This is a genomic window from Yersinia antarctica, from assembly GCF_056636475.1.
This window is the reverse complement of sequence record NZ_JBSJQF010000001.1, coordinates 317123-334681: the sequence shown is the minus strand read 5'-3', so window position 1 is coordinate 334681 and position 17559 is coordinate 317123. Positions and strand designations below refer to the sequence as shown.

The window sequence follows — 17559 nt, the reverse complement described above, 5'->3', positions numbered from 1 at the left end:
ATAAGGTTATTAGCCAGCGATACTACCACTTAGTGCAAATAACCTTCATTGACTTCAAAAAGTAGCTCTTCCATCTGCTGATAGGCACTTTCATAACCCGGAATGTTAAACAGCACCATCAGCACAACCCATTTGAGATCCTCCAAGTCAATCTCATTAGAGTCCAACGCCATAATACGGTCGATGACCATCTCACGGGTATCAAGATGTAACACCTGAATTTGCTCAAGAAATAGGATGAAGCCGCGACAAGTGGTATCCAGACGTTGGGCTTCTTCCGCCGTATAAATCCGCAATGCTTGCGGATCCGCAGCATAAAGATAAGGTGCTTTCTGCCCTTCTTGTAGGTCTGCGAGAGCCTCTAACCAGTTCAGGGCGTTGTTGATATCCTCACGATAGAAACCTGCGTCAGCAAGATCGTCAGTAATCTTGTCTTGATCAACAAGCATTTCCGACTCGTTATGCATATAAGTTTCAAATAAGTAAATTAAAACGTCGAACATGGCCTGCCCTCCTTAATCGGACATAGCCGCCGGGTACAGCTGCGATCCACCCTGCTAACTCCAGCTCAAGCAATTTGCTGACGATATCTGGCACAGGTTGGCCGGCACGTTCGGCGACGACATCAACGGGTGTCACCTCATCTCCTACGTTAGCCAACACATCAGCAAATGGCAATTCAACTTGCTCCTCTGATGCAGAAATAGTTACTTTCCCGGGCAATGATATCCATTGAAGTGAACCGCCCACTTGTGTAGCTATCTCTTGTGCTGACCTCGCCAGATATGCGCCTTGTTGAATCAGCCAGTGCACACCTTCGCTGGTTGCACTCCCTAATGGCCCCGGTAAAGCAAAAACATCTCTCCCTTGCTCTATAGCATAGCGGGCAGTAATCAAAGAGCCACTTTTCAGCGTAGCTTCAACCACTAATACAGCAGAACTTAGCCCACTGATAATACGATTCCTTCTGGGGAAATGGGCAGCGACCGGCAATGCTGTTGTCAAAAACTCAGAGACCAGAGCTCCACCTTGGCACTCAATGTCTTTGGCCAGATGACGATGTCGACGTGGATATATGTTCTCCAACCCGCTACCTAATACCGCGATGGTCTTTCCTTTAGCATTCAAAGCCGCTTGATGACAAATCCCATCAATCCCAATTGCCAGACCACTGGTGATAACCAACCCCGTTCGAGCCAGTTCTGAAGCAAAGTAACAGCCCCACTGCTCACCATAGTGGCTGAAATGACGGCTACCCACCATGGCAATCTGAGAGCGATACAACACATCGAGCTCGCCAGAAACAAACAGCACCAGAGGAGCGGCAGAGATATGAGCCAAACGGGGTGGATAGCTTGGCTCACCGTAGGCTAATAAGTGGTGAGAAGGCTGACTCAGCCAAGTTAAACTGGCCTCAATATAGCGGGGATCTACTTGATAAAACTGCTGGCATTGCTGAGCATCCAATCCGTAAGCAGCCAATCTGCCGGGGTGGACATCACCACGGACAAGTAACCGTCTGACCAATGCACTGCTTTTCACTACCCCAAATCTCTTAACCTTGCTCATCCTGAGCCATAATTCAGCCGCTAACATATTGCCTCCCTGGCTTGCTTTCTATGCTGACACCGATTTGTTCAATTGGTAGACGATGCTGTCAATCAGAGCCGGAAATGTCTAGAATAGAGATTGAATATCATTCACTACTCGGACGCAGATCTAGATATTTATGTCAGTATTACAAGTATTACATTACCCAGATGAGCGGCTGCGCAAAATTGCTGCGCCGGTAAAAGAAGTCAATGGCGAAATCCAGCGTATTGTGGACGACATGTTCGAGACCATGTACGCAGAGGAAGGCATTGGCCTTGCCGCAACCCAAGTGGATGTTCATAAACAAATTATCGTGATTGATGTTTCGGAAAATCGTGACCAACGCCTGGTGTTGATTAACCCAGAGCTGTTGGAGAAAAGCGGTGAAACCGGCATTGAAGAAGGTTGCTTATCAATTCCTGAGCAACGGGCATTAGTCCCTCGCGCTGAAAAAGTAAAAATCAGAGCGCTGGACCGTGATGGTAAACCGTTCGAACTGGAAGCGGATGATTTATTAGCAATCTGTATTCAGCACGAAATGGACCATTTGGTTGGCAAACTGTTTGTGGACTATTTATCGCCGCTGAAACGTCAGCGTATCCGCCAAAAGTTGGAGAAAATGGCCAAGTTAAATGCCCGAGCCGACTAACCCCATCTAATGCAGGAAACCAACGTGTCTGACTCTTTGCGGATTATTTTTGCAGGAACGCCTGATTTTGCAGCGCGCCATCTTGGCGCGCTGTTGTCTTCCCAACATCAGATTGTTGGTGTTTTCACTCAACCGGACCGTCCCGCTGGCCGAGGTAATAAACTGACCCCGAGCCCAGTGAAGGTATTGGCAGAACAACAAAGTATTCCCGTTTTTCAGCCGAAATCGCTACGACCCGAGGAGAACCAACATCTCGTGGCTGATCTGAATGCTGATATTATGGTCGTAGTTGCCTATGGTCTGATTTTGCCTGCATCTGTTTTGGCAATGCCGCGATTAGGCTGTATTAACGTCCATGGTTCCCTATTACCACGCTGGCGTGGTGCTGCGCCTATCCAACGTTCAGTATGGGCCGGTGATGCAAAAACTGGGGTAACAATCATGCAAATGGATGTTGGGCTAGACACCGGAGATATGCTGCATAAAATTGAATGTGACATTCAGCCGGATGATACCAGTGCGACAATGTACGATAAGCTGGCGCAATTAGGCCCTCAGGGCTTATTGATAACATTGCAGCAATTAGCGCAAGGCAGTGCACAGCCGGAAGTACAAAATGAAGCACAAGCCACTTATGCAGAAAAGCTAAGTAAAGAGGAGGCCAAATTAGATTGGTCACTTTCTGCGGCTCAGTTAGAACGCTGTATTCGTGCTTTTAATCCTTGGCCAGTTAGCTATTTTGTCGTTGATGAACAGCTCATCAAGGTCTGGCAGGCACAGGTACTCCCTAAAGTAGATAATACCAAGCCCGGAACCATCATTCATGCAGATAAACATGGGATCCAAGTGGCTACCGCAGATGGCGTTTTAAATATCACGCAACTGCAACCAGCCGGCAAGAAAGCCATGTCCGCAGCTGACTTATTAAATTCACGTCGCGAATGGTTTGCGCCCGGTAGTCAACTAGCATAATAACTCAGCAGCTACAGCTATATACCTAATAGATGTCAAGATGCAGGAAGGCCGGTCCAGAGATGGTCAAGTAACGAGATCAGCCAACACCCCTGCAACTTGAAAGATGACGGATGTAGGTTTCATCGCCCGATACTTCATCATCGGGCCACTTTCCCTTTATTTGCTGACGTTTGTCGGCTTTTTTGGTTATGAAAAACACATATAATCTCCGCAGCATCGCTGCTAAAGCAATTAGCCAGGTATTGGATCAGGGGCAATCGCTCAGTACCGTTTTGCCTGGGCTACAGAAAAATATTTCCGATAAAGATCGCGCATTGCTACAGGAGTTGTGTTTTGGCACTTTGCGTGTTCTACCACAGCTAGAGTGGTGTATCCAGCAGTTGATGGCGCGCCCAATGACTGGTAAACAGCGTGTTTTTCACTACCTGATTATGATCGGGCTATACCAGTTGGTTTATACCCGGATTCCGCCACATGCTGCTTTAGCCGAAACGGTTGAAGGTGCCACTGCGCTGAAACGTCCGCAACTAAAAGGGTTGATCAACGGTGTACTACGTCAATTCCAGCGTCAGCAAGTGGAATTACTGGAGCGCGCTGCAAATAGTGATAGCCGTTACCTGCATCCTAGCTGGTTATTAGCGCGTATTAAGCAAGCCTATCCAGAACAATGGCAGCAGATTGTGGACGCGAATAACCAAAAGCCACCAATGTGGCTGCGGGTAAATCGTCTCCATCATACCCGCGGTGAATATCTCGAGCTGTTAAAGCAAGCGGAGATAGATGCAGAACCTCATGCCTTTTATCCCGACGCAGTACGGCTTATTGCCCCGTGCGCCGTCAATGATCTGCCTGGTTTCGAACAAGGCTGGGTAACAGTGCAAGATGCTTCAGCCCAAGGTTGTGTTGATCTACTTGATCCGCAAAATGGTGAACAGATCCTTGATTTATGTGCCGCTCCGGGCGGTAAAACAACACACATCCTCGAAGCTGCGCCAAAAGCACATGTATTAGCTGTGGATATTGATGAACAACGGCTCAGCCGGGTTAAGGAAAATTTACAACGTCTGAAATTACATGCAGTGGTGCGAGTCGGCGATGGTCGAACCCCGGATACATGGTGTGACGATCAGCAATTTGATCGTATTCTGCTAGATGCACCTTGCTCTGCCACCGGTGTGATTCGTCGCCACCCTGATATCAAATGGTTGCGCCGAGACAGTGATATTGCCGATCTGGCAGAATTACAATCTGAGATCATTGAAGCTATCTGGCCTAGACTGAAGAAAGGTGGCGTAATGGTTTATGCTACTTGTTCGATATTGCCGCAAGAGAATCAGCAACAGATAGCCGCTTTCCTGCAACGACATTGTGAAGCAGAATTGGTTGAAACTGGTACTAACGCGACTCCCGGTAAACAAAACTTGCCACACCCTGAGGATGGCGATGGTTTCTTTTATGCGAAGTTAATCAAAAGATAATCGTGGCTTTGGCTATGCCTCAAAACCTAATTTCAGTGTGGAACAGAGAACGCTATGAAAATAATTATTCTTGGGGCGGGGCAAGTTGGCGGAACCCTGGCAGAAAATCTGGTAGGCGAGAACAACGATATCACCGTTGTGGATGTTGACTCTGGCCGCCTACGCCAGTTGCAAGATAAATTTGATCTGCGTGTAGTACAAGGGCATGGATCGCATCCGAGAGTCTTGCGGGAAGCGGGGGCTGAAGATGCCGATATGTTGGTTGCAGTGACCAATTCTGATGAAACCAATATGGTTGCCTGCCAAATTGCGTATTCACTATTTAATACACCAAATCGCATCGCACGTATCCGTTCGGCTGAATATATTCGTGAAGCTGATAAGCTTTTTCTACCAGAAGCGGTACCCATTGACCATTTGATATCACCGGAACAGCTAGTTATCGATAATATCTATAAACTAATCGAATATCCTGGTGCATTACAGGTAGTTAATTTTACTGAAGGTAAGGTCAGTATTGCGGCGGTAAAAGCCTATTATGGCGGCCCATTGGTGGGGAATGCATTATCCTCTCTGCGTGAACATATGCCTCATATTGATACCAGAGTGGCAGCAATCTTTCGTCAAGACCGACCAATTCGTCCACAGGGCTCAACTATCATTGAAGCAGGTGATGAAGTCTTCTTTGTTGCTGCCTCACAGCATATCCGCGCTGTAATGAGTGAGTTACAACGTCTTGAAAAACCCTATAAGCGCATTATGATTGTTGGCGGTGGTAATGTCGGAGCCGGTTTAGCCCTACGATTAGAAAAAGATTACAGTGTAAAATTAATTGAGCGTAACCCGCAGCGAGCCGCCGAATTAGCCGAGATGTTACACGATACTATCGTATTTTATGGCGATGCGTCAGACCAGGAACTGCTGGCAGAAGAGCATATTGAACAGGTCGATGTCTTTATTGCCATTACCAATGACGATGAAGCCAATATTATGTCCGCGATGCTGGCAAAACGGATGGGCGCAAAAAAGGCAATGGTATTAATCCAACGTAGCGCCTATGTCGATCTGGTTCAAGGAAGCGTTATTGATATTGTCATCTCACCGCAGCAGGCCACTATTTCAGCCCTTTTAGGTCATGTCCGTAAAGCGGATATTGTCAGTGTTTCTTCATTAAGGCGAGGTGTTGCTGAGGCAATCGAAGCAATTGCCCACGGTGATGAAACCACATCAAAAGTTGTTGGCCGAATGGTTGAGGATATAAAGTTACCACCAGGTACTACCATTGGGGCAATTGTACGTGGGGATGAGGTTATCATTGCCAACAGCAACTCCATAATTAAACAGGGTGACCACGTAGTGATGTTTATTACTCACAAGAAATTCGTGCCCGATGTGGAGCGTTTGTTCCAACCAAGCCCATTCTTCCTGTAATTATTAATAATTAACTAGTTCGAACCCATTTATAAATTAAAACTATTTCCGTAGATAGTGGGAAAATTTTCTATAATTATGGTTCTACCGAGTTTTATTTAGCTAAGATTAAGTCATTCATTTTTAAAGGGGGTGTCATTTATGAGTTTTATGAAGGAATTTCGTGAATTTGCCATGCGTGGCAATGTGGTCGATTTGGCAGTCGGGGTAATTATTGGTGCCGCATTTGGCAGAATTGTTTCTTCACTTGTTGCCGACATCATCATGCCGCCACTTGGCTTATTGCTTGGGGGGGTCGACTTCAAGCAATTCCATTTCATATTACGTGCTGCTGAAGGGACTATACCTGCTGTAGTAATGAACTACGGTACATTCATTCAGAGCATTTTCGATTTTGTTATTGTGGCACTCGCTATATTTTCTGCAGTGAAACTAATGAATAAAATGCGCCGTGAAAAAGCGGAAGAGCCTGCAGCACCGCCAGCACCAACAACAGAAGAAAAGCTGTTAGCCGAGATTCGTGATTTACTGAAAGCGCAGCAATCAAAGTAAGTTCAGTTTTGATAAACGTAAAAGCCATCATACGATGGCTTTTTACTGCTTTCAAATCAGAAGACCAGTGGTAATGAATCTATTGATTGCTTACCACTGGCCTCCCAGTTACCACCTTTTGCGTATTTTTCTTTACGCCGATAACTTCCTTTTCCTTTACTGTTCTGCTCGATACGTTGCCTGAAAAGTGGGTCATGGAGTAATGCTTCTAGCGCATTATCTTTAATTTTCCCCTTGGTATGTCGATATACCGCCATAATAAAACCTCACTGATAAATTTATTGATTAAAAATCCTACGCATAATACTACTAATGTAAGCTGATTTAAACTACCCACCTAAAATTTAGTCTTTAGCGAGTTCTTCAGTCGCCCCTTGTTCCAGTGCTTCCAGAATAGAACAATAAGTCGTTGCATGAGTACTTCCGCAGCAGGCATTACTAAGGCGTTTTAGTGATTCACGCATTCTTTTAAACTCAGTTATCTTACTTTCCACATCATGTAATCGAGAATCCACAATTGCTTTTGATTCCTGACAGGTATGATGTTCAGGATCGACACGAATCGACAGTAATTCGGCGATAGTTTCTAATGTAAACCCGAGCTGCTTCGCATAGCGGATAAAACGTAAACGCTGTAAATCTTGTTCACTATACAGTCGGTAACCACCTTCTGTCCGTTTGCCATGATCCATCATTCCTTGTTTCTCATAGTAGCGAATAGTATCTGGTGTAACATCAGCCAGTTTAGCGAGTTGCCCAATTTTTAACATTTAGTTACTCCTCTTTTGACAGTTTATCGACCATTTTATGTTGGTACTCCTGATGGAGAAAGTCAGTGCTAAACCCTGCTTGTCTCAATCTCAGTTCCAATAATGCCAAGCGCTTATGTAAATTCTGGTAGTTATCGTGCTGCTTATCTATCTGTGACAACAATTCGGCGACAGTAAGCGCTTCTTGACGATCCTGCAATTCAACGGGGAGGTACCCTGCATTTCTCAGTAATCTGTAACCTGCTCTCAAATCAAGAGGAACTAGGGAGTCATCATCTAGCTGTAGTGGTTTACCGCTGCCTGACAGATTATCGAGTTCGCCCTTTTGCTGAGCATCAATAATGCGTCGTTCCGCCCATTCATCAATTAATTCCATATCACGACCAAGAGATCAGACTTTATAAAATCGAAGAATAGTTAAGGTTAAAGGATCGGTAGCAAAATAATAAGAGAGGATTGGCAATATATGGGAAGGATAAACGCATATCACTGAATTGTAGACGTAAAAAAACCGGGCAAGCCCGGTTTTTTTACGCGTTTACAGATTACTCTGCAGCAACTACTTCTGCTTGCGATGCAGCACGATCAACTAACTCGATGTAAGCCATCGGTGCGTTGTCGCCTGCACGGAAGCCACACTTCAGAATGCGAGTGTAACCACCGGCGCGGCTCGCGAAACGCGGGCCTAGCTCGTTAAACAGTTTTGCCACGATCTCGTTATCACGAGTACGGGCGAATGCCAGACGACGATTAGCTACGCTGTCGGTCTTGGCAAGAGTAATCAGCGGCTCAACAACGCGACGCAGCTCTTTCGCTTTCGGCAGGGTCGTCTTGATTATCTCATGACGAACCAAAGAGCCGGCCATGTTACGGAACATAGCCTGGCGATGGCTGCTGTTACGGTTCAGTTGACGACCACTCTTACGATGGCGCATGACCTTATCCTTCTCAGTAAAACCTTAACCTGTGATCCGGTTACTCGTCAGCAATGCTAGCTGGTGGCCAATTTTCTAGGCGCATGCCTAAAGAAAGACCACGTGAAGCAAGCACGTCTTTAATCTCAGTAAGAGATTTTTTACCCAGGTTCGGCGTTTTCAGCAACTCAACCTCGGTACGCTGTACCAGATCACCGATGTAGTGGATAGCTTCTGCCTTGAGGCAGTTAGCAGAGCGGACAGTCAATTCCAGATCGTCAACAGGGCGCAGCAGGATCGGATCGAACTCTGGCTTCTCTTCTTTAACTTCCGGCTGACGTACATCTCGTAAATCAACGAAAGCTTCAAGCTGTTCAGCCAAGATAGTTGCCGCACGGCGGATCGCCTCTTCAGGATCGATCGTACCATTGGTTTCCATCTCGATAACCAACTTGTCCAGGTCGGTACGCTGTTCTACACGCGCTGCTTCAACATTGTAGGCAATACGCTCTACAGGGCTATAGCATGCGTCTACTAACAGACGACCAATCGGGCGCTCATCTTCTTCCGAATGAATTCGGGCAGAAGCCGGCACATAACCACGACCACGTTGAACTTTGATACGCATACTAATAGATGCGTTCTCATCGGTCAGGTGGCAGATAACGTGCTGCGGCTTGACGATTTCGACATCCCCGTCATGGGTGATATCGGCTGCAGTCACAGGGCCAATGCCAGACTTATTCAGGGTAAGAATAACTTCATCTTTACCCTGAACTCTCACCGCCAGCCCTTTCAGGTTGAGCAGGATCTCCAGGATATCTTCCTGTACGCCTTCTTTGGTGCTGTACTCATGCAGTACACCATCAATCTCAACCTCGGTCACCGCGCAACCCGGCATAGATGAAAGCAGAATACGGCGCAGTGCGTTGCCGAGAGTATGGCCAAAGCCACGCTCTAACGGCTCAAGGGTCACCTTGGCGTGCGTCGAACTGACTTGCTCGATATCTACCAGGCGCGGTTTTAGAAACTCTGTCACAGAACCCTGCATTGTGTCCTCTCTTTGGTACTAAGCTTTACTTGGAGTAAAGCTCGACGATCAGGTGTTCGTTAATGTCCGCAGACAGATCAGTACGTTCAGGAATACGTTTGAACACACCTTCCATCTTGACAGCATCAACTTCCAGCCAAGTCGGCTTTTCACGCTGCTCAGCCAGCTCCAAAGCTGCCTTAACACGAGACTGCTTTTTAGCTTTCTCACGGATGCTGACTACGTCATTCGGAGATACCTGATAAGAAGCGATGTTAACAACGCGACCATTTACCATGATAGCTTTATGACTAACCAGCTGACGTGATTCAGCACGAGTTGCGCCAAAGCCCATACGGTAAACTACGTTATCCAGACGACCTTCCAGCAGTTGCAACAGGTTTGCACCTGTGTTGCCTTTCAGACGTGCTGCTTCTTTATAGTAGTTACGGAATTGACGTTCTAGAACACCATAGATACGGCGAACTTTTTGTTTCTCACGTAACTGCACACCGTAGTCAGACAGACGCGGTTTACGCGCACCGTGCTGGCCAGGTGGTTGTTCAATCTTACACTTGGTGTCAATCGCGCGAACGCCAGACTTAAGGAACAGGTCTGTGCCCTCACGACGGCTCAGCTTGAGCTTAGGACCCAAATATCTTGCCATTTTCTCTCTCCAACAAACCTAAAAGCAGCGTTATACGCGGCGCTTTTTCGGCGGACGACAACCGTTATGAGGGATCGGAGTCACATCAGTAATATTAGTGATGCGGAAACCAGCCGCGTTTAACGCACGGATAGTAGACTCACGGCCCGGACCAGGTCCTTTAACCATAACTTCCAGATTCTTGATACCGTATTCTTTCACTGCGTCAGCGCAGCGCTCTGCTGCAACTTGCGCTGCAAACGGAGTAGACTTACGAGATCCACGGAAACCGGAACCACCTGCTGTTGCCCAACCCAATGCGTTACCTTGACGATCTGTAATAGTAACGATGGTGTTGTTGAAAGAAGCATGGATATGAGCCACACCGTCAGAGACTGTCTTTCTTACACGCTTGCGTGCACGAATAGGTGCCTTTGCCATTATTCAATCACCCCGATTATTTCTTGATCGGTTTACGCGGACCCTTACGGGTACGTGCGTTGGTCTTAGTACGCTGACCGCGAACTGGTAGACCACGACGATGACGCAAACCACGATAAGTCCCAAGGTCCATCAGACGCTTGATGCTCAGGGTCACCTCACGACGCAGATCACCTTCTACAACGTACTTGGCAACTTCGTCACGCAGCTTCTCGATTTGCTCTTCAGACAGCTCACTGATCTTAACATTTTCAGCAATACCCGCAGCAACACAGATAGCCTGTGAACGGGTTTTACCGATGCCGTAGATCGCAGTTAACGCGATTACGGTATGTTTCTGATCAGGAATGTTAATGCCTGCTATACGGGCCACTATGCACTCCTACTATTTTATACAGCAATACCATTCTGAAAAGCCCGTTTTCAGGATACTCAAATAGTATTGCAGTCACATACAAAAGATTGGCTGGCTAATCTAGCCAGCTCAACCCAACTTTGCAAGAAAAATATGCAAGATAAATCAGCCTTGACGCTGTTTATGCTTTGGTTCGGCACTGCAGATTACGCGAACGACACCGTTACGCTTAACAATTTTGCAGTTACGACATAATTTCTTGACGGAAGCACGAACTTTCATTTTTACTCTCCGTAACTTCTCAAACATCCCTGAATTAGCGGTTATAGCCTTTCAGGTTTGCTTTCTTCAATGCAGACTCGTATTGACTAGACATCATCAGAGTTTGCACTTGAGCCATAAAGTCCATGATGACCACCACTACGATAAGTAGGGAGGTACCACCAAAGTAAAATGGTACTTTCATCGCGTCACGCATGAACTCCGGGATCAGGCAGATGAAAGTAATATACATCGCACCAATTAAGGTTAGACGCGTCATTACTTTATCGATGTACTTCGCCGTTTGCTCTCCCGGACGAATTCCTGGCACGAATGCACCGGACTTCTTCAGGTTATCTGCTGTTTCACGCGGGTTAAACACTAACGCCGTGTAGAAGAAACAGAAGAAGATGATTGCAGACGCATAGAGTAACACATAAAGCGGCTGTCCCGGCTGCAAATACATCGAAATAGTCGTCAGCCAGTTCCAACCTGTCCCGCCCCCAAACCATGATGCAATCGTGGCAGGGAACAGAATTATGCTGGAAGCGAAGATTGCTGGAATAACCCCAGCCATATTCACTTTCAACGGTAAGTGTGTGCTCTGTGCTGCATAAACACGACGACCTTGTTGACGTTTAGCATAGTTAACGACGATACGACGCTGACCACGTTCAATGAAAACAACGAAGAAGGTTACTGCAAACACTAATACTGCAACCAACAGCAACAGGAGGAAGTGCAGGTCGCCTTGCCGAGCTTGCTCGATGGTATGGGCTATTGCAGGTGGAAGACCAGCAACAATACCAGCAAAGATTATGATTGAAATACCGTTACCGATACCACGCTCAGTAATCTGTTCGCCCAGCCACATCAGGAACATAGTCCCGGTGACCAAGCTAACAACAGCGGTAAAGTAGAAAGCAAAGCCTGGATTGATTACCAGACCTTGCATCCCAGGCATATTCGGCAGACCGGTAGCAATACCGATCGATTGGAATATAGCCAATACCAACGTGCCATAACGGGTGTACTGGCTAATCTTACGACGGCCAGCCTCCCCTTCTTTCTTTATCTCTGCTAACGCTGGATGAACCACCGTTAACAGTTGGATAATAATCGATGCCGAAATATACGGCATGATACCCAAGGCAAAGATAGAAGCACGACTGAGAGCACCACCAGAGAACATGTTAAACATTTCAATGATGGTCCCTCTCTGCTGCTCGAGCAATTTAGCAAGCACAGTGGCATCGATACCAGGAATCGGAATAAAAGAGCCGATACGGAAAACAATAAGCGCACCGATAACAAACAAAAGTCTGCGCTTCAGTTCGCCTAATCCGCCTTTAGCACTTTGAAAATCTAATCCTGGTTGCTTAGCCATCTGCTACTTATTCCTCAATTTTACCGCCAGCAGCTTCGATAGCAGCACGAGCGCCTTTGGTGACACGCAGACCACGAAGAGTTACCGCACGAGTGATTTCGCCTGAAAGCATAACTTTCGCGAACTCAATCTGGGTACCAACAACGTTAGCGGCTTTCAACGTGTTCAGGTCGATTACGTCGCCTTCCACTAAAGCCAGTTCAGACAGACGAACTTCTGCCGTGATCATAGCTTTGCGAGAGGTGAAGCCGAATTTCGGCAAACGACGATATAAAGGCATCTGACCACCTTCAAAACCACGACGTACGCCACCACCAGAACGTGAGTTCTGACCTTTGTGACCACGACCAGCAGTTTTACCCAGGCCAGAACCGATACCACGACCTACACGCTTCGGCGCATGCTTGGCACCTTCAGCCGGAGACAGAGTATTTAAACGCATCTGTTACTCCTCAACTTTAACCATGTAGGAAACCAAGTTGACCATACCACGCACAGCAGGAGTATCCTCACGCTCTACAGTATGACCAATACGACGCAGACCTAAACCGATCAGAGTTGCCTTATGTTTCGGCAAACGACCGATACTGCTTTTTGTTTGAGTTACTTTAATAGTCTTTGCCATGGTTATTTCCCTAGAATTTCTTCGACGGACTTACCACGCTTGGCAGCGACCATTTCTGGGGATTTCATATCTTCCAGAGCTGCAATAGTTGCACGAACCACGTTGATCGGGTTAGTAGAACCATAGGCCTTGGCCAATACGTTATGAACCCCTGCAACTTCCAAGACGGCGCGCATTGCACCACCGGCGATGATACCGGTACCTTCAGAAGCTGGTTGCATGAATACACGAGAACCTGTGTGAGCACCTTTAACTGGGTGCTGCAGAGTACCGTTATCCAAAGCAACATTAATCATAGCGCGACGGGCTTTTTCCATCGCTTTCTGGATCGCTGCCGGAACTTCGCGTGCTTTGCCGTAGCCAAAACCAACGCGACCGTTACCATCACCAACTACTGTCAGTGCGGTAAAGCTGAAAATACGGCCACCTTTTACGGTTTTAGATACGCGGTTTACCGCGATCAGCTTTTCCTGCAGTTCGCCAGCTTGTTTTTCGATGTGTGACATCTTACACCTCTACCTTAGAACTGAAGGCCAGCTTCACGGGCAGCATCTGCCAGTGCCTGGACTCGACCATGATATTGGAAACCGGAACGGTCAAAGGATACTTTCGTGATCCCTTTTTCCAATGCGCGCTCTGCAACAGCTTTACCTACAGCTGCGGCGGCATCTTTGTTGCCGGCGTACTTCAATTGCTCATTGATAGCTTTTTCTACAGTAGAAGCTGCTACCAAAATTTCTGAACCGTTTGGTGCAATAACCTGCGCGTAAATATGGCGTGGGGTACGATGTACCACCAGGCGAGTCGCACCCAGTTCTTTGAGCTTGCGGCGTGCGCGGGTCGCACGACGGATACGAGCTGCTTTCTTATCCATAGTGTTACCTTACTTCTTCTTAGCCTCTTTGGTACGCACGACTTCGTCGGCGTAACGGACACCCTTGCCTTTATAAGGCTCAGGACGACGGTAGGCACGTAAATCTGCTGCAACCTGACCAATCACCTGCTTATCAGCGCCTTTCAGCACGATTTCAGTTTGGGTCGGGCATTCTGCAGTGATGCCAGCCGGCAATTCATGGTCAACTGGATGAGAGAAGCCTAAAGCTAAATTCACCACGTTGCCTTTAACTGCGGCACGGTAACCTACACCTACCAATTGAAGCTTCTTAGTGAAGCCTTCGGTAACACCAACGACCATTGCGTTAAGCAGTGCACGAGTGGTACCCGCTTGGGCCCAACCGTCTACAGCGCCTTCGCGTGGAGCGAAAGTCAGTGTATTTTCTTCTTGCTTAACTTCAACAGCGCTATGGACGGTACGAGTCAGCTCGCCGTTCTTACCCTTTATCGAAATAACCTGACCGTTGAGTTTTACCTCTACGCCGGCAGGAATGACGACGGGTGCTTTTGCAACACGAGACATTCTTTCCTCCCGAATTAAGCTACGTAGCAGATAATCTCGCCACCAAGACCAGCTTGGCGAGCTGCACGATCGGTCATAACACCTTTAGAGGTAGAAATAACAGCGATACCCAAACCGGCCATAACTTTTGGCAGCTCATCTTTTTTCTTATAGATGCGCAGACCTGGACGGCTGATACGTTGAATGCTTTCTACCACTGCCTTACCCTGGAAATACTTAAGAGCTAATTCCAGAACAGGCTTGGTGTCGCCTTCGATTTTAAAATCTTCAATAAAACCTTCTTCCTTCAGAACGTTGGCAATTGCCACTTTCAGCTTGGAGGAAGGCATGGTGACCGCGACTTTGTTTGCGGATTGACCGTTACGGATACGGGTCAGCATATCCGCGATCGGATCTTGCATGCTCATCTGTCTTTACTCCCGTGATTCAATTGGTGACAATTACCAGCTAGCCTTCTTAAGGCCCGGGATTTCACCGCGCATTGCGGTTTCACGGACTTTAATACGGCTCAACCCGAACTTCCGCAGGAAACCATGCGGACGACCAGTTTGGTTGCAGCGGTTACGCTGACGGGACGGGCTGGAATCACGCGGCAGAGACTGCAGCTTCAGAACAGCATTCCAACGGTCTTCGTCGGATGAGTTCACACCAGAGATAATAGCTTTTAATTCCTCGCGTTGAGCGCGGTATTTGTTAGCTAGTTTCACGCGAACAACTTCGCGTGCTTTCATTGATTGCTTAGCCATCAGTAACCCTACCTTACTTGCGGAATGGGAATTTAAAAGCAGCCAACAATGCACGGCCTTCATCATCGGATTTCGCAGTAGTGGTAATGGTAATATCCAAACCACGTACACGATCGACTTTATCGTAGTCGATTTCCGGGAAGATGATCTGCTCGCGCACACCCATGCTGTAGTTACCACGACCATCGAATGACTTAGCGGACAAGCCACGGAAGTCACGGATACGAGGTACAGCAATGGTAATCAGACGCTCAAAGAATTCCCACATGCGTTCGCCACGCAGGGTTACTTTACAGCCGATCGGATAGCCCTGACGGATTTTGAAGCCTGCAACAGATTTGCGTGCTTTGGTGATAAACGGTTTTTGACCGGAGATTGCTGCCAAGTCAGCTGCTGCATTGTCCAGCAGTTTCTTGTCAGCGATCGCTTCACCAACACCCATGTTCAGGGTGATCTTCTCGACCCGAGGGACTTGCATGACAGAGTTGTAGCCAAACTGAGACATCAGTTGTTTGACCACCTCGTCTTTGTAGTAATCATGCAGTTTCGCCATCGTATTACTCCAAATTACTTGATAGTTTCGCTATTAGATTTAAAGAAACGGACTTTTTTGCCGTCTTCGAATCTAAAGCCTACACGGTCAGCCTTACCGGTTGTCGTGTTGAACAGCGCAAGGTTGGAAACTTGAATTGCAGCTTCTTTTTCAACAATGCCACCTGGTTGGTTCAGGGCCGGAACCGGCTTCTGATGTTTTTTAACCAGGTTGATACCTTCAACAATGACCTTACCAGCAGACAGGACATTCTTTACTTTACCGCGCTTACCTTTGTCTTTCCCGGTTAGCACGATAACTTCGTCATCACGACGGATTTTCGCTGCCATGGTTCGCTCCTTAGAGTACTTCTGGTGCCAGAGAGATAATTTTCATGAACTTCTCATTACGCAGTTCACGAGTTACCGGCCCAAAAATACGCGTGCCGATTGGCTGCTCGCTGTTATTATTTAAAATAACACAAGCGTTACCATCGAAGCGAATGACAGAACCGTCCGGGCGACGTACACCCTTCTTGGTGCGCACCACTACCGCCTTCAGAACATCGCCTTTCTTCACCTTGCCACGAGGAATTGCTTCCTTGATGGTGATCTTGATGATGTCGCCGATGCCTGCGTAGCGACGGTGCGAGCCACCTAGAACCTTGATACACATTACGCGACGTGCACCGGAGTTGTCGGCCACGTTCAGCATAGTCTGTTCTTGGATCATGTTAGTGCTCCGCTAATGTCAACTACTACTTTAGGACCCAGAATAGGTCGTTTAAAAGCCCCATTAATGAGGGCGCAGCATTATAACACCGCTTCCAAATTATGGGTAGAAAAAATAAACGGCCCACTTTCTGAGCCGTTTATTATGTTCGAGTTGGCTACTCTATTACAGAATCGCTTTCTCTACAACGCGAACAAGCGTCCAAGACTTAGTCTTTGACAGTGGACGGCATTCGCGGATTTCTACCACGTCACCGATTCCACATTCATTGTTCTCGTCATGTACATGCAATTTCGTCGTACGACGGATGAATTTCCCGTAAATAGGGTGTTTCACCACACGTTCGATAGCAACAACCATGGATTTCTCCATTTTGTCACTAACTACGCGACCTTGCAGAGTACGGATTTGCTCAGTCATTACGCACCCGCCTTCTCAGTCAGTAAAGTCTTAACACGTGCGATATTACGGCGCACTTGTTTCGACAGGTGAGTTTGTTGCAGCTGGCCACTAGCCGCCTGCATGCGCAAATTGAATTGCTCACGCAGCAGGTTGAGCAGCTCAGTGTTCAGCTCTTCAACGCTTTTTTCACGCAGCTCTTGTGCTTTCATCACATCACCGTCTTAGTTACAAAGGTGGTTCCTACAGGCAGTTTCGCTGCTGCGAGCTTAAATGCTTCGCGAGCAGTTTCTTCAGGTACACCAGCCATTTCAAACAACATTTTTCCTGGCTGGATCAGGGCAACCCAATACTCTACGTTACCCTTACCTTTACCCATACGCACTTCGAGCGGCTTCTCGGTGATCGGCTTGTCCGGGAATACACGGATCCAGACCTTACCTTGACGCTTAATTGCACGTGTCATCGCACGACGGGCTGCTTCGATTTGACGAGCCGTCAGGCGGCAACGGCCACAAGCTTTCAGGCCGAACTCACCGAAGCTAACATCCGTACCTTGCGCAAGGCCACGGTTACGGCCTTTGTGCATCTTACGGAATTTTGTACGCTTTGGTTGTAACATCAGC

At 47.4% G+C, this 17559-nt stretch carries 30 protein-coding genes; 5 read left to right on the top strand and 25 right to left on the bottom strand.

The window, feature by feature from the left end; translation table 11 throughout:
- Positions 1-29: 29 nt before the first annotated feature.
- Positions 30-503: a DUF494 family protein gene (locus ACWJJO_RS01475; protein ID WP_032906609.1), complete on the bottom strand. Its 474-nt coding sequence runs from the start codon at positions 501-503 to the stop codon at positions 30-32.
- Complete coding sequence (gene dprA / locus ACWJJO_RS01470) at positions 475-1596, bottom strand: DNA-protecting protein DprA (RefSeq protein WP_481090547.1); 1122 nt, start codon at positions 1594-1596, stop codon at positions 475-477. The genes ACWJJO_RS01475 and dprA overlap by 29 nt, the downstream gene beginning before the upstream one ends.
- Positions 1597-1729: 133 nt before the next feature.
- Between dprA and def the strand changes: the two genes are divergently transcribed.
- The 5 genes from def to mscL all read left to right on the top strand — a co-directional run bounded on the left by def (position 1730) and on the right by mscL (position 6678).
- Positions 1730-2242, top strand: a complete 513-nt coding sequence (gene def / locus ACWJJO_RS01465) for a peptide deformylase (RefSeq protein WP_083161153.1) — start codon at positions 1730-1732, stop codon at positions 2240-2242.
- A gap of 24 nt (positions 2243-2266) precedes the next feature.
- On the top strand, positions 2267-3214 hold the full coding sequence (gene fmt / locus ACWJJO_RS01460) for a methionyl-tRNA formyltransferase (RefSeq protein ID WP_083161155.1): 948 nt from the start codon (positions 2267-2269) through the stop codon (positions 3212-3214).
- A 191-nt stretch (positions 3215-3405) separates the two neighbouring features.
- Positions 3406-4695 carry a 16S rRNA (cytosine(967)-C(5))-methyltransferase RsmB gene (gene rsmB / locus ACWJJO_RS01455; protein WP_083161157.1) on the top strand — a complete coding sequence of 430 codons (1290 nt, stop codon included), beginning with the start codon at positions 3406-3408 and terminating at the stop codon, positions 4693-4695.
- A 54-nt stretch (positions 4696-4749) separates the two neighbouring features.
- Positions 4750-6126 (top strand): Trk system potassium transporter TrkA, encoded by a 1377-nt coding sequence (trkA, locus tag ACWJJO_RS01450; RefSeq protein ID WP_481090546.1) that lies wholly within the window; start codon positions 4750-4752, stop codon positions 6124-6126.
- 141 nt (positions 6127-6267) lie between these two features.
- Positions 6268-6678, top strand: coding sequence for a large-conductance mechanosensitive channel protein MscL (gene mscL / locus ACWJJO_RS01445; protein WP_032906607.1), 411 nt, complete (start codon positions 6268-6270; stop codon positions 6676-6678).
- A 56-nt stretch (positions 6679-6734) separates the two neighbouring features.
- Here the strand turns inward: mscL and ACWJJO_RS01440 are convergent, their stop codons facing one another.
- From ACWJJO_RS01440 to rplP, 23 genes are all read right to left on the bottom strand, one after another.
- The gene (locus tag ACWJJO_RS01440; RefSeq protein WP_083161161.1) at positions 6735-6935 is read right to left on the bottom strand and encodes an alternative ribosome-rescue factor A; all 201 of its coding nucleotides are present in this window, start codon (positions 6933-6935) and stop codon (positions 6735-6737) included.
- An 87-nt stretch (positions 6936-7022) separates the two neighbouring features.
- The gene (zntR, locus tag ACWJJO_RS01435; protein ID WP_083161163.1) at positions 7023-7448 is read right to left on the bottom strand and encodes a Zn(2+)-responsive transcriptional regulator; all 426 of its coding nucleotides are present in this window, start codon (positions 7446-7448) and stop codon (positions 7023-7025) included.
- A gap of 4 nt (positions 7449-7452) precedes the next feature.
- Positions 7453-7824 carry a DnaJ family domain-containing protein gene (locus ACWJJO_RS01430; RefSeq protein ID WP_083161165.1) on the bottom strand — a complete coding sequence of 124 codons (372 nt, stop codon included), beginning with the start codon at positions 7822-7824 and terminating at the stop codon, positions 7453-7455.
- 169 nt (positions 7825-7993) lie between these two features.
- On the bottom strand, positions 7994-8383 hold the full coding sequence (gene rplQ / locus ACWJJO_RS01425) for a 50S ribosomal protein L17 (RefSeq protein ID WP_004391407.1): 390 nt from the start codon (positions 8381-8383) through the stop codon (positions 7994-7996).
- 40 nt (positions 8384-8423) lie between these two features.
- Positions 8424-9413, bottom strand: coding sequence for a DNA-directed RNA polymerase subunit alpha (locus ACWJJO_RS01420; protein WP_002438685.1), 990 nt, complete (start codon positions 9411-9413; stop codon positions 8424-8426).
- A 25-nt stretch (positions 9414-9438) separates the two neighbouring features.
- Entirely contained in the window at positions 9439-10059 is a 621-nt protein-coding gene (gene rpsD / locus ACWJJO_RS01415) for a 30S ribosomal protein S4 (RefSeq protein ID WP_002218949.1), read from the bottom strand.
- 30 nt (positions 10060-10089) lie between these two features.
- On the bottom strand, positions 10090-10479 hold the full coding sequence (gene rpsK, locus ACWJJO_RS01410) for a 30S ribosomal protein S11 (RefSeq protein ID WP_004709234.1): 390 nt from the start codon (positions 10477-10479) through the stop codon (positions 10090-10092).
- A 16-nt stretch (positions 10480-10495) separates the two neighbouring features.
- Positions 10496-10852: a 30S ribosomal protein S13 gene (gene rpsM / locus ACWJJO_RS01405; protein WP_004702348.1), complete on the bottom strand. Its 357-nt coding sequence runs from the start codon at positions 10850-10852 to the stop codon at positions 10496-10498.
- 147 nt (positions 10853-10999) lie between these two features.
- On the bottom strand, positions 11000-11116 hold the full coding sequence (gene rpmJ, locus ACWJJO_RS01400) for a 50S ribosomal protein L36 (RefSeq protein WP_002227352.1): 117 nt from the start codon (positions 11114-11116) through the stop codon (positions 11000-11002).
- A gap of 34 nt (positions 11117-11150) precedes the next feature.
- The gene (secY, locus tag ACWJJO_RS01395) at positions 11151-12482 is read right to left on the bottom strand and encodes a preprotein translocase subunit SecY (RefSeq protein ID WP_002213344.1); all 1332 of its coding nucleotides are present in this window, start codon (positions 12480-12482) and stop codon (positions 11151-11153) included.
- Between the two features lie 7 nt (positions 12483-12489).
- Positions 12490-12924 carry a 50S ribosomal protein L15 gene (gene rplO / locus ACWJJO_RS01390; RefSeq protein WP_004391411.1) on the bottom strand — a complete coding sequence of 145 codons (435 nt, stop codon included), beginning with the start codon at positions 12922-12924 and terminating at the stop codon, positions 12490-12492.
- 3 nt (positions 12925-12927) lie between these two features.
- Positions 12928-13107: a 50S ribosomal protein L30 gene (gene rpmD / locus ACWJJO_RS01385; protein WP_002213339.1), complete on the bottom strand. Its 180-nt coding sequence runs from the start codon at positions 13105-13107 to the stop codon at positions 12928-12930.
- 2 nt (positions 13108-13109) lie between these two features.
- Positions 13110-13613 (bottom strand): 30S ribosomal protein S5, encoded by a 504-nt coding sequence (gene rpsE / locus ACWJJO_RS01380; RefSeq protein ID WP_004391412.1) that lies wholly within the window; start codon positions 13611-13613, stop codon positions 13110-13112.
- Between the two features lie 14 nt (positions 13614-13627).
- Positions 13628-13981, bottom strand: a complete 354-nt coding sequence (gene rplR / locus ACWJJO_RS01375) for a 50S ribosomal protein L18 (protein ID WP_004391413.1) — start codon at positions 13979-13981, stop codon at positions 13628-13630.
- A 9-nt stretch (positions 13982-13990) separates the two neighbouring features.
- Positions 13991-14524, bottom strand: coding sequence for a 50S ribosomal protein L6 (rplF, locus tag ACWJJO_RS01370; RefSeq protein WP_004391415.1), 534 nt, complete (start codon positions 14522-14524; stop codon positions 13991-13993).
- Between the two features lie 14 nt (positions 14525-14538).
- Entirely contained in the window at positions 14539-14931 is a 393-nt protein-coding gene (rpsH, locus tag ACWJJO_RS01365) for a 30S ribosomal protein S8 (RefSeq protein ID WP_032820216.1), read from the bottom strand.
- A 33-nt stretch (positions 14932-14964) separates the two neighbouring features.
- A complete protein-coding gene (rpsN, locus tag ACWJJO_RS01360; protein WP_004391418.1) occupies positions 14965-15270 on the bottom strand; it encodes a 30S ribosomal protein S14 in 306 nt (101 codons plus the stop codon).
- Positions 15271-15283: 13 nt separating this feature from the next.
- On the bottom strand, positions 15284-15823 hold the full coding sequence (gene rplE, locus ACWJJO_RS01355; protein WP_004391419.1) for a 50S ribosomal protein L5: 540 nt from the start codon (positions 15821-15823) through the stop codon (positions 15284-15286).
- Between the two features lie 14 nt (positions 15824-15837).
- Positions 15838-16152, bottom strand: a complete 315-nt coding sequence (rplX, locus tag ACWJJO_RS01350; protein WP_049612315.1) for a 50S ribosomal protein L24 — start codon at positions 16150-16152, stop codon at positions 15838-15840.
- A 10-nt stretch (positions 16153-16162) separates the two neighbouring features.
- On the bottom strand, positions 16163-16534 hold the full coding sequence (gene rplN, locus ACWJJO_RS01345) for a 50S ribosomal protein L14 (RefSeq protein ID WP_002213325.1): 372 nt from the start codon (positions 16532-16534) through the stop codon (positions 16163-16165).
- Positions 16535-16699: 165 nt separating this feature from the next.
- Positions 16700-16954, bottom strand: a complete 255-nt coding sequence (gene rpsQ, locus ACWJJO_RS01340; RefSeq protein ID WP_032820219.1) for a 30S ribosomal protein S17 — start codon at positions 16952-16954, stop codon at positions 16700-16702.
- Complete coding sequence (rpmC, locus tag ACWJJO_RS01335; RefSeq protein ID WP_005159843.1) at positions 16954-17145, bottom strand: 50S ribosomal protein L29; 192 nt, start codon at positions 17143-17145, stop codon at positions 16954-16956. The genes rpsQ and rpmC overlap by 1 nt, the downstream gene beginning before the upstream one ends.
- Positions 17145-17555 (bottom strand): 50S ribosomal protein L16, encoded by a 411-nt coding sequence (gene rplP, locus ACWJJO_RS01330; RefSeq protein WP_038242806.1) that lies wholly within the window; start codon positions 17553-17555, stop codon positions 17145-17147. The genes rpmC and rplP overlap by 1 nt, the downstream gene beginning before the upstream one ends.
- Positions 17556-17559: the final 4 nt, after the last annotated feature.

Excerpts from the sequence above, each read along its gene's own strand:
- rplF (WP_004391415.1), bottom strand. The coding sequence starts at position 14,524 with ATGTCTCGTGTTGCAAAAGCACCCGTCGTCATTCCTGCCGGCGTAGAG.
- rplQ (WP_004391407.1), bottom strand. The coding sequence starts at position 8,383 with ATGCGCCATCGTAAGAGTGGTCGTCAACTGAACCGTAACAGCAGCCAT.
- mscL (WP_032906607.1), top strand. The coding sequence starts at position 6,268 with ATGAGTTTTATGAAGGAATTTCGTGAATTTGCCATGCGTGGCAATGTG.
- trkA (WP_481090546.1), top strand. The coding sequence starts at position 4,750 with ATGAAAATAATTATTCTTGGGGCGGGGCAAGTTGGCGGAACCCTGGCA.
- dprA (WP_481090547.1), bottom strand. The coding sequence starts at position 1,596 with ATGTTAGCGGCTGAATTATGGCTCAGGATGAGCAAGGTTAAGAGATTT.
- rpsH (WP_032820216.1), bottom strand. The coding sequence starts at position 14,931 with ATGAGCATGCAAGATCCGATCGCGGATATGCTGACCCGTATCCGTAAC.
- secY (WP_002213344.1), bottom strand. The coding sequence starts at position 12,482 with ATGGCTAAGCAACCAGGATTAGATTTTCAAAGTGCTAAAGGCGGATTA.
- rplE (WP_004391419.1), bottom strand. The coding sequence starts at position 15,823 with ATGGCGAAACTGCATGATTACTACAAAGACGAGGTGGTCAAACAACTG.
- rplX (WP_049612315.1), bottom strand. The coding sequence starts at position 16,152 with ATGGCAGCGAAAATCCGTCGTGATGACGAAGTTATCGTGCTAACCGGG.
- rpmD (WP_002213339.1), bottom strand. The coding sequence starts at position 13,107 with ATGGCAAAGACTATTAAAGTAACTCAAACAAAAAGCAGTATCGGTCGT.
- ACWJJO_RS01440 (WP_083161161.1), bottom strand. The coding sequence starts at position 6,935 with ATGGCGGTATATCGACATACCAAGGGGAAAATTAAAGATAATGCGCTA.
- rpsQ (WP_032820219.1), bottom strand. The coding sequence starts at position 16,954 with ATGACTGAGCAAATCCGTACTCTGCAAGGTCGCGTAGTTAGTGACAAA.
- rpsN (WP_004391418.1), bottom strand. The coding sequence starts at position 15,270 with ATGGCTAAGCAATCAATGAAAGCACGCGAAGTTGTTCGCGTGAAACTA.
- ACWJJO_RS01475 (WP_032906609.1), bottom strand. The coding sequence starts at position 503 with ATGTTCGACGTTTTAATTTACTTATTTGAAACTTATATGCATAACGAG.
- rplN (WP_002213325.1), bottom strand. The coding sequence starts at position 16,534 with ATGATCCAAGAACAGACTATGCTGAACGTGGCCGACAACTCCGGTGCA.
- rpmC (WP_005159843.1), bottom strand. The coding sequence starts at position 17,145 with ATGAAAGCACAAGAGCTGCGTGAAAAAAGCGTTGAAGAGCTGAACACT.
- rpsD (WP_002218949.1), bottom strand. The coding sequence starts at position 10,059 with ATGGCAAGATATTTGGGTCCTAAGCTCAAGCTGAGCCGTCGTGAGGGC.
- rplO (WP_004391411.1), bottom strand. The coding sequence starts at position 12,924 with ATGCGTTTAAATACTCTGTCTCCGGCTGAAGGTGCCAAGCATGCGCCG.
- rplP (WP_038242806.1), bottom strand. The coding sequence starts at position 17,555 with ATGTTACAACCAAAGCGTACAAAATTCCGTAAGATGCACAAAGGCCGT.
- rsmB (WP_083161157.1), top strand. The coding sequence starts at position 3,406 with ATGAAAAACACATATAATCTCCGCAGCATCGCTGCTAAAGCAATTAGC.
- rpsK (WP_004709234.1), bottom strand. The coding sequence starts at position 10,479 with ATGGCAAAGGCACCTATTCGTGCACGCAAGCGTGTAAGAAAGACAGTC.
- ACWJJO_RS01430 (WP_083161165.1), bottom strand. The coding sequence starts at position 7,824 with ATGGAATTAATTGATGAATGGGCGGAACGACGCATTATTGATGCTCAG.
- rpmJ (WP_002227352.1), bottom strand. The coding sequence starts at position 11,116 with ATGAAAGTTCGTGCTTCCGTCAAGAAATTATGTCGTAACTGCAAAATT.
- rpsE (WP_004391412.1), bottom strand. The coding sequence starts at position 13,613 with ATGTCACACATCGAAAAACAAGCTGGCGAACTGCAGGAAAAGCTGATC.
- def (WP_083161153.1), top strand. The coding sequence starts at position 1,730 with ATGTCAGTATTACAAGTATTACATTACCCAGATGAGCGGCTGCGCAAA.
- rplR (WP_004391413.1), bottom strand. The coding sequence starts at position 13,981 with ATGGATAAGAAAGCAGCTCGTATCCGTCGTGCGACCCGCGCACGCCGC.
- ACWJJO_RS01420 (WP_002438685.1), bottom strand. The coding sequence starts at position 9,413 with ATGCAGGGTTCTGTGACAGAGTTTCTAAAACCGCGCCTGGTAGATATC.
- zntR (WP_083161163.1), bottom strand. The coding sequence starts at position 7,448 with ATGTTAAAAATTGGGCAACTCGCTAAACTGGCTGATGTTACACCAGAT.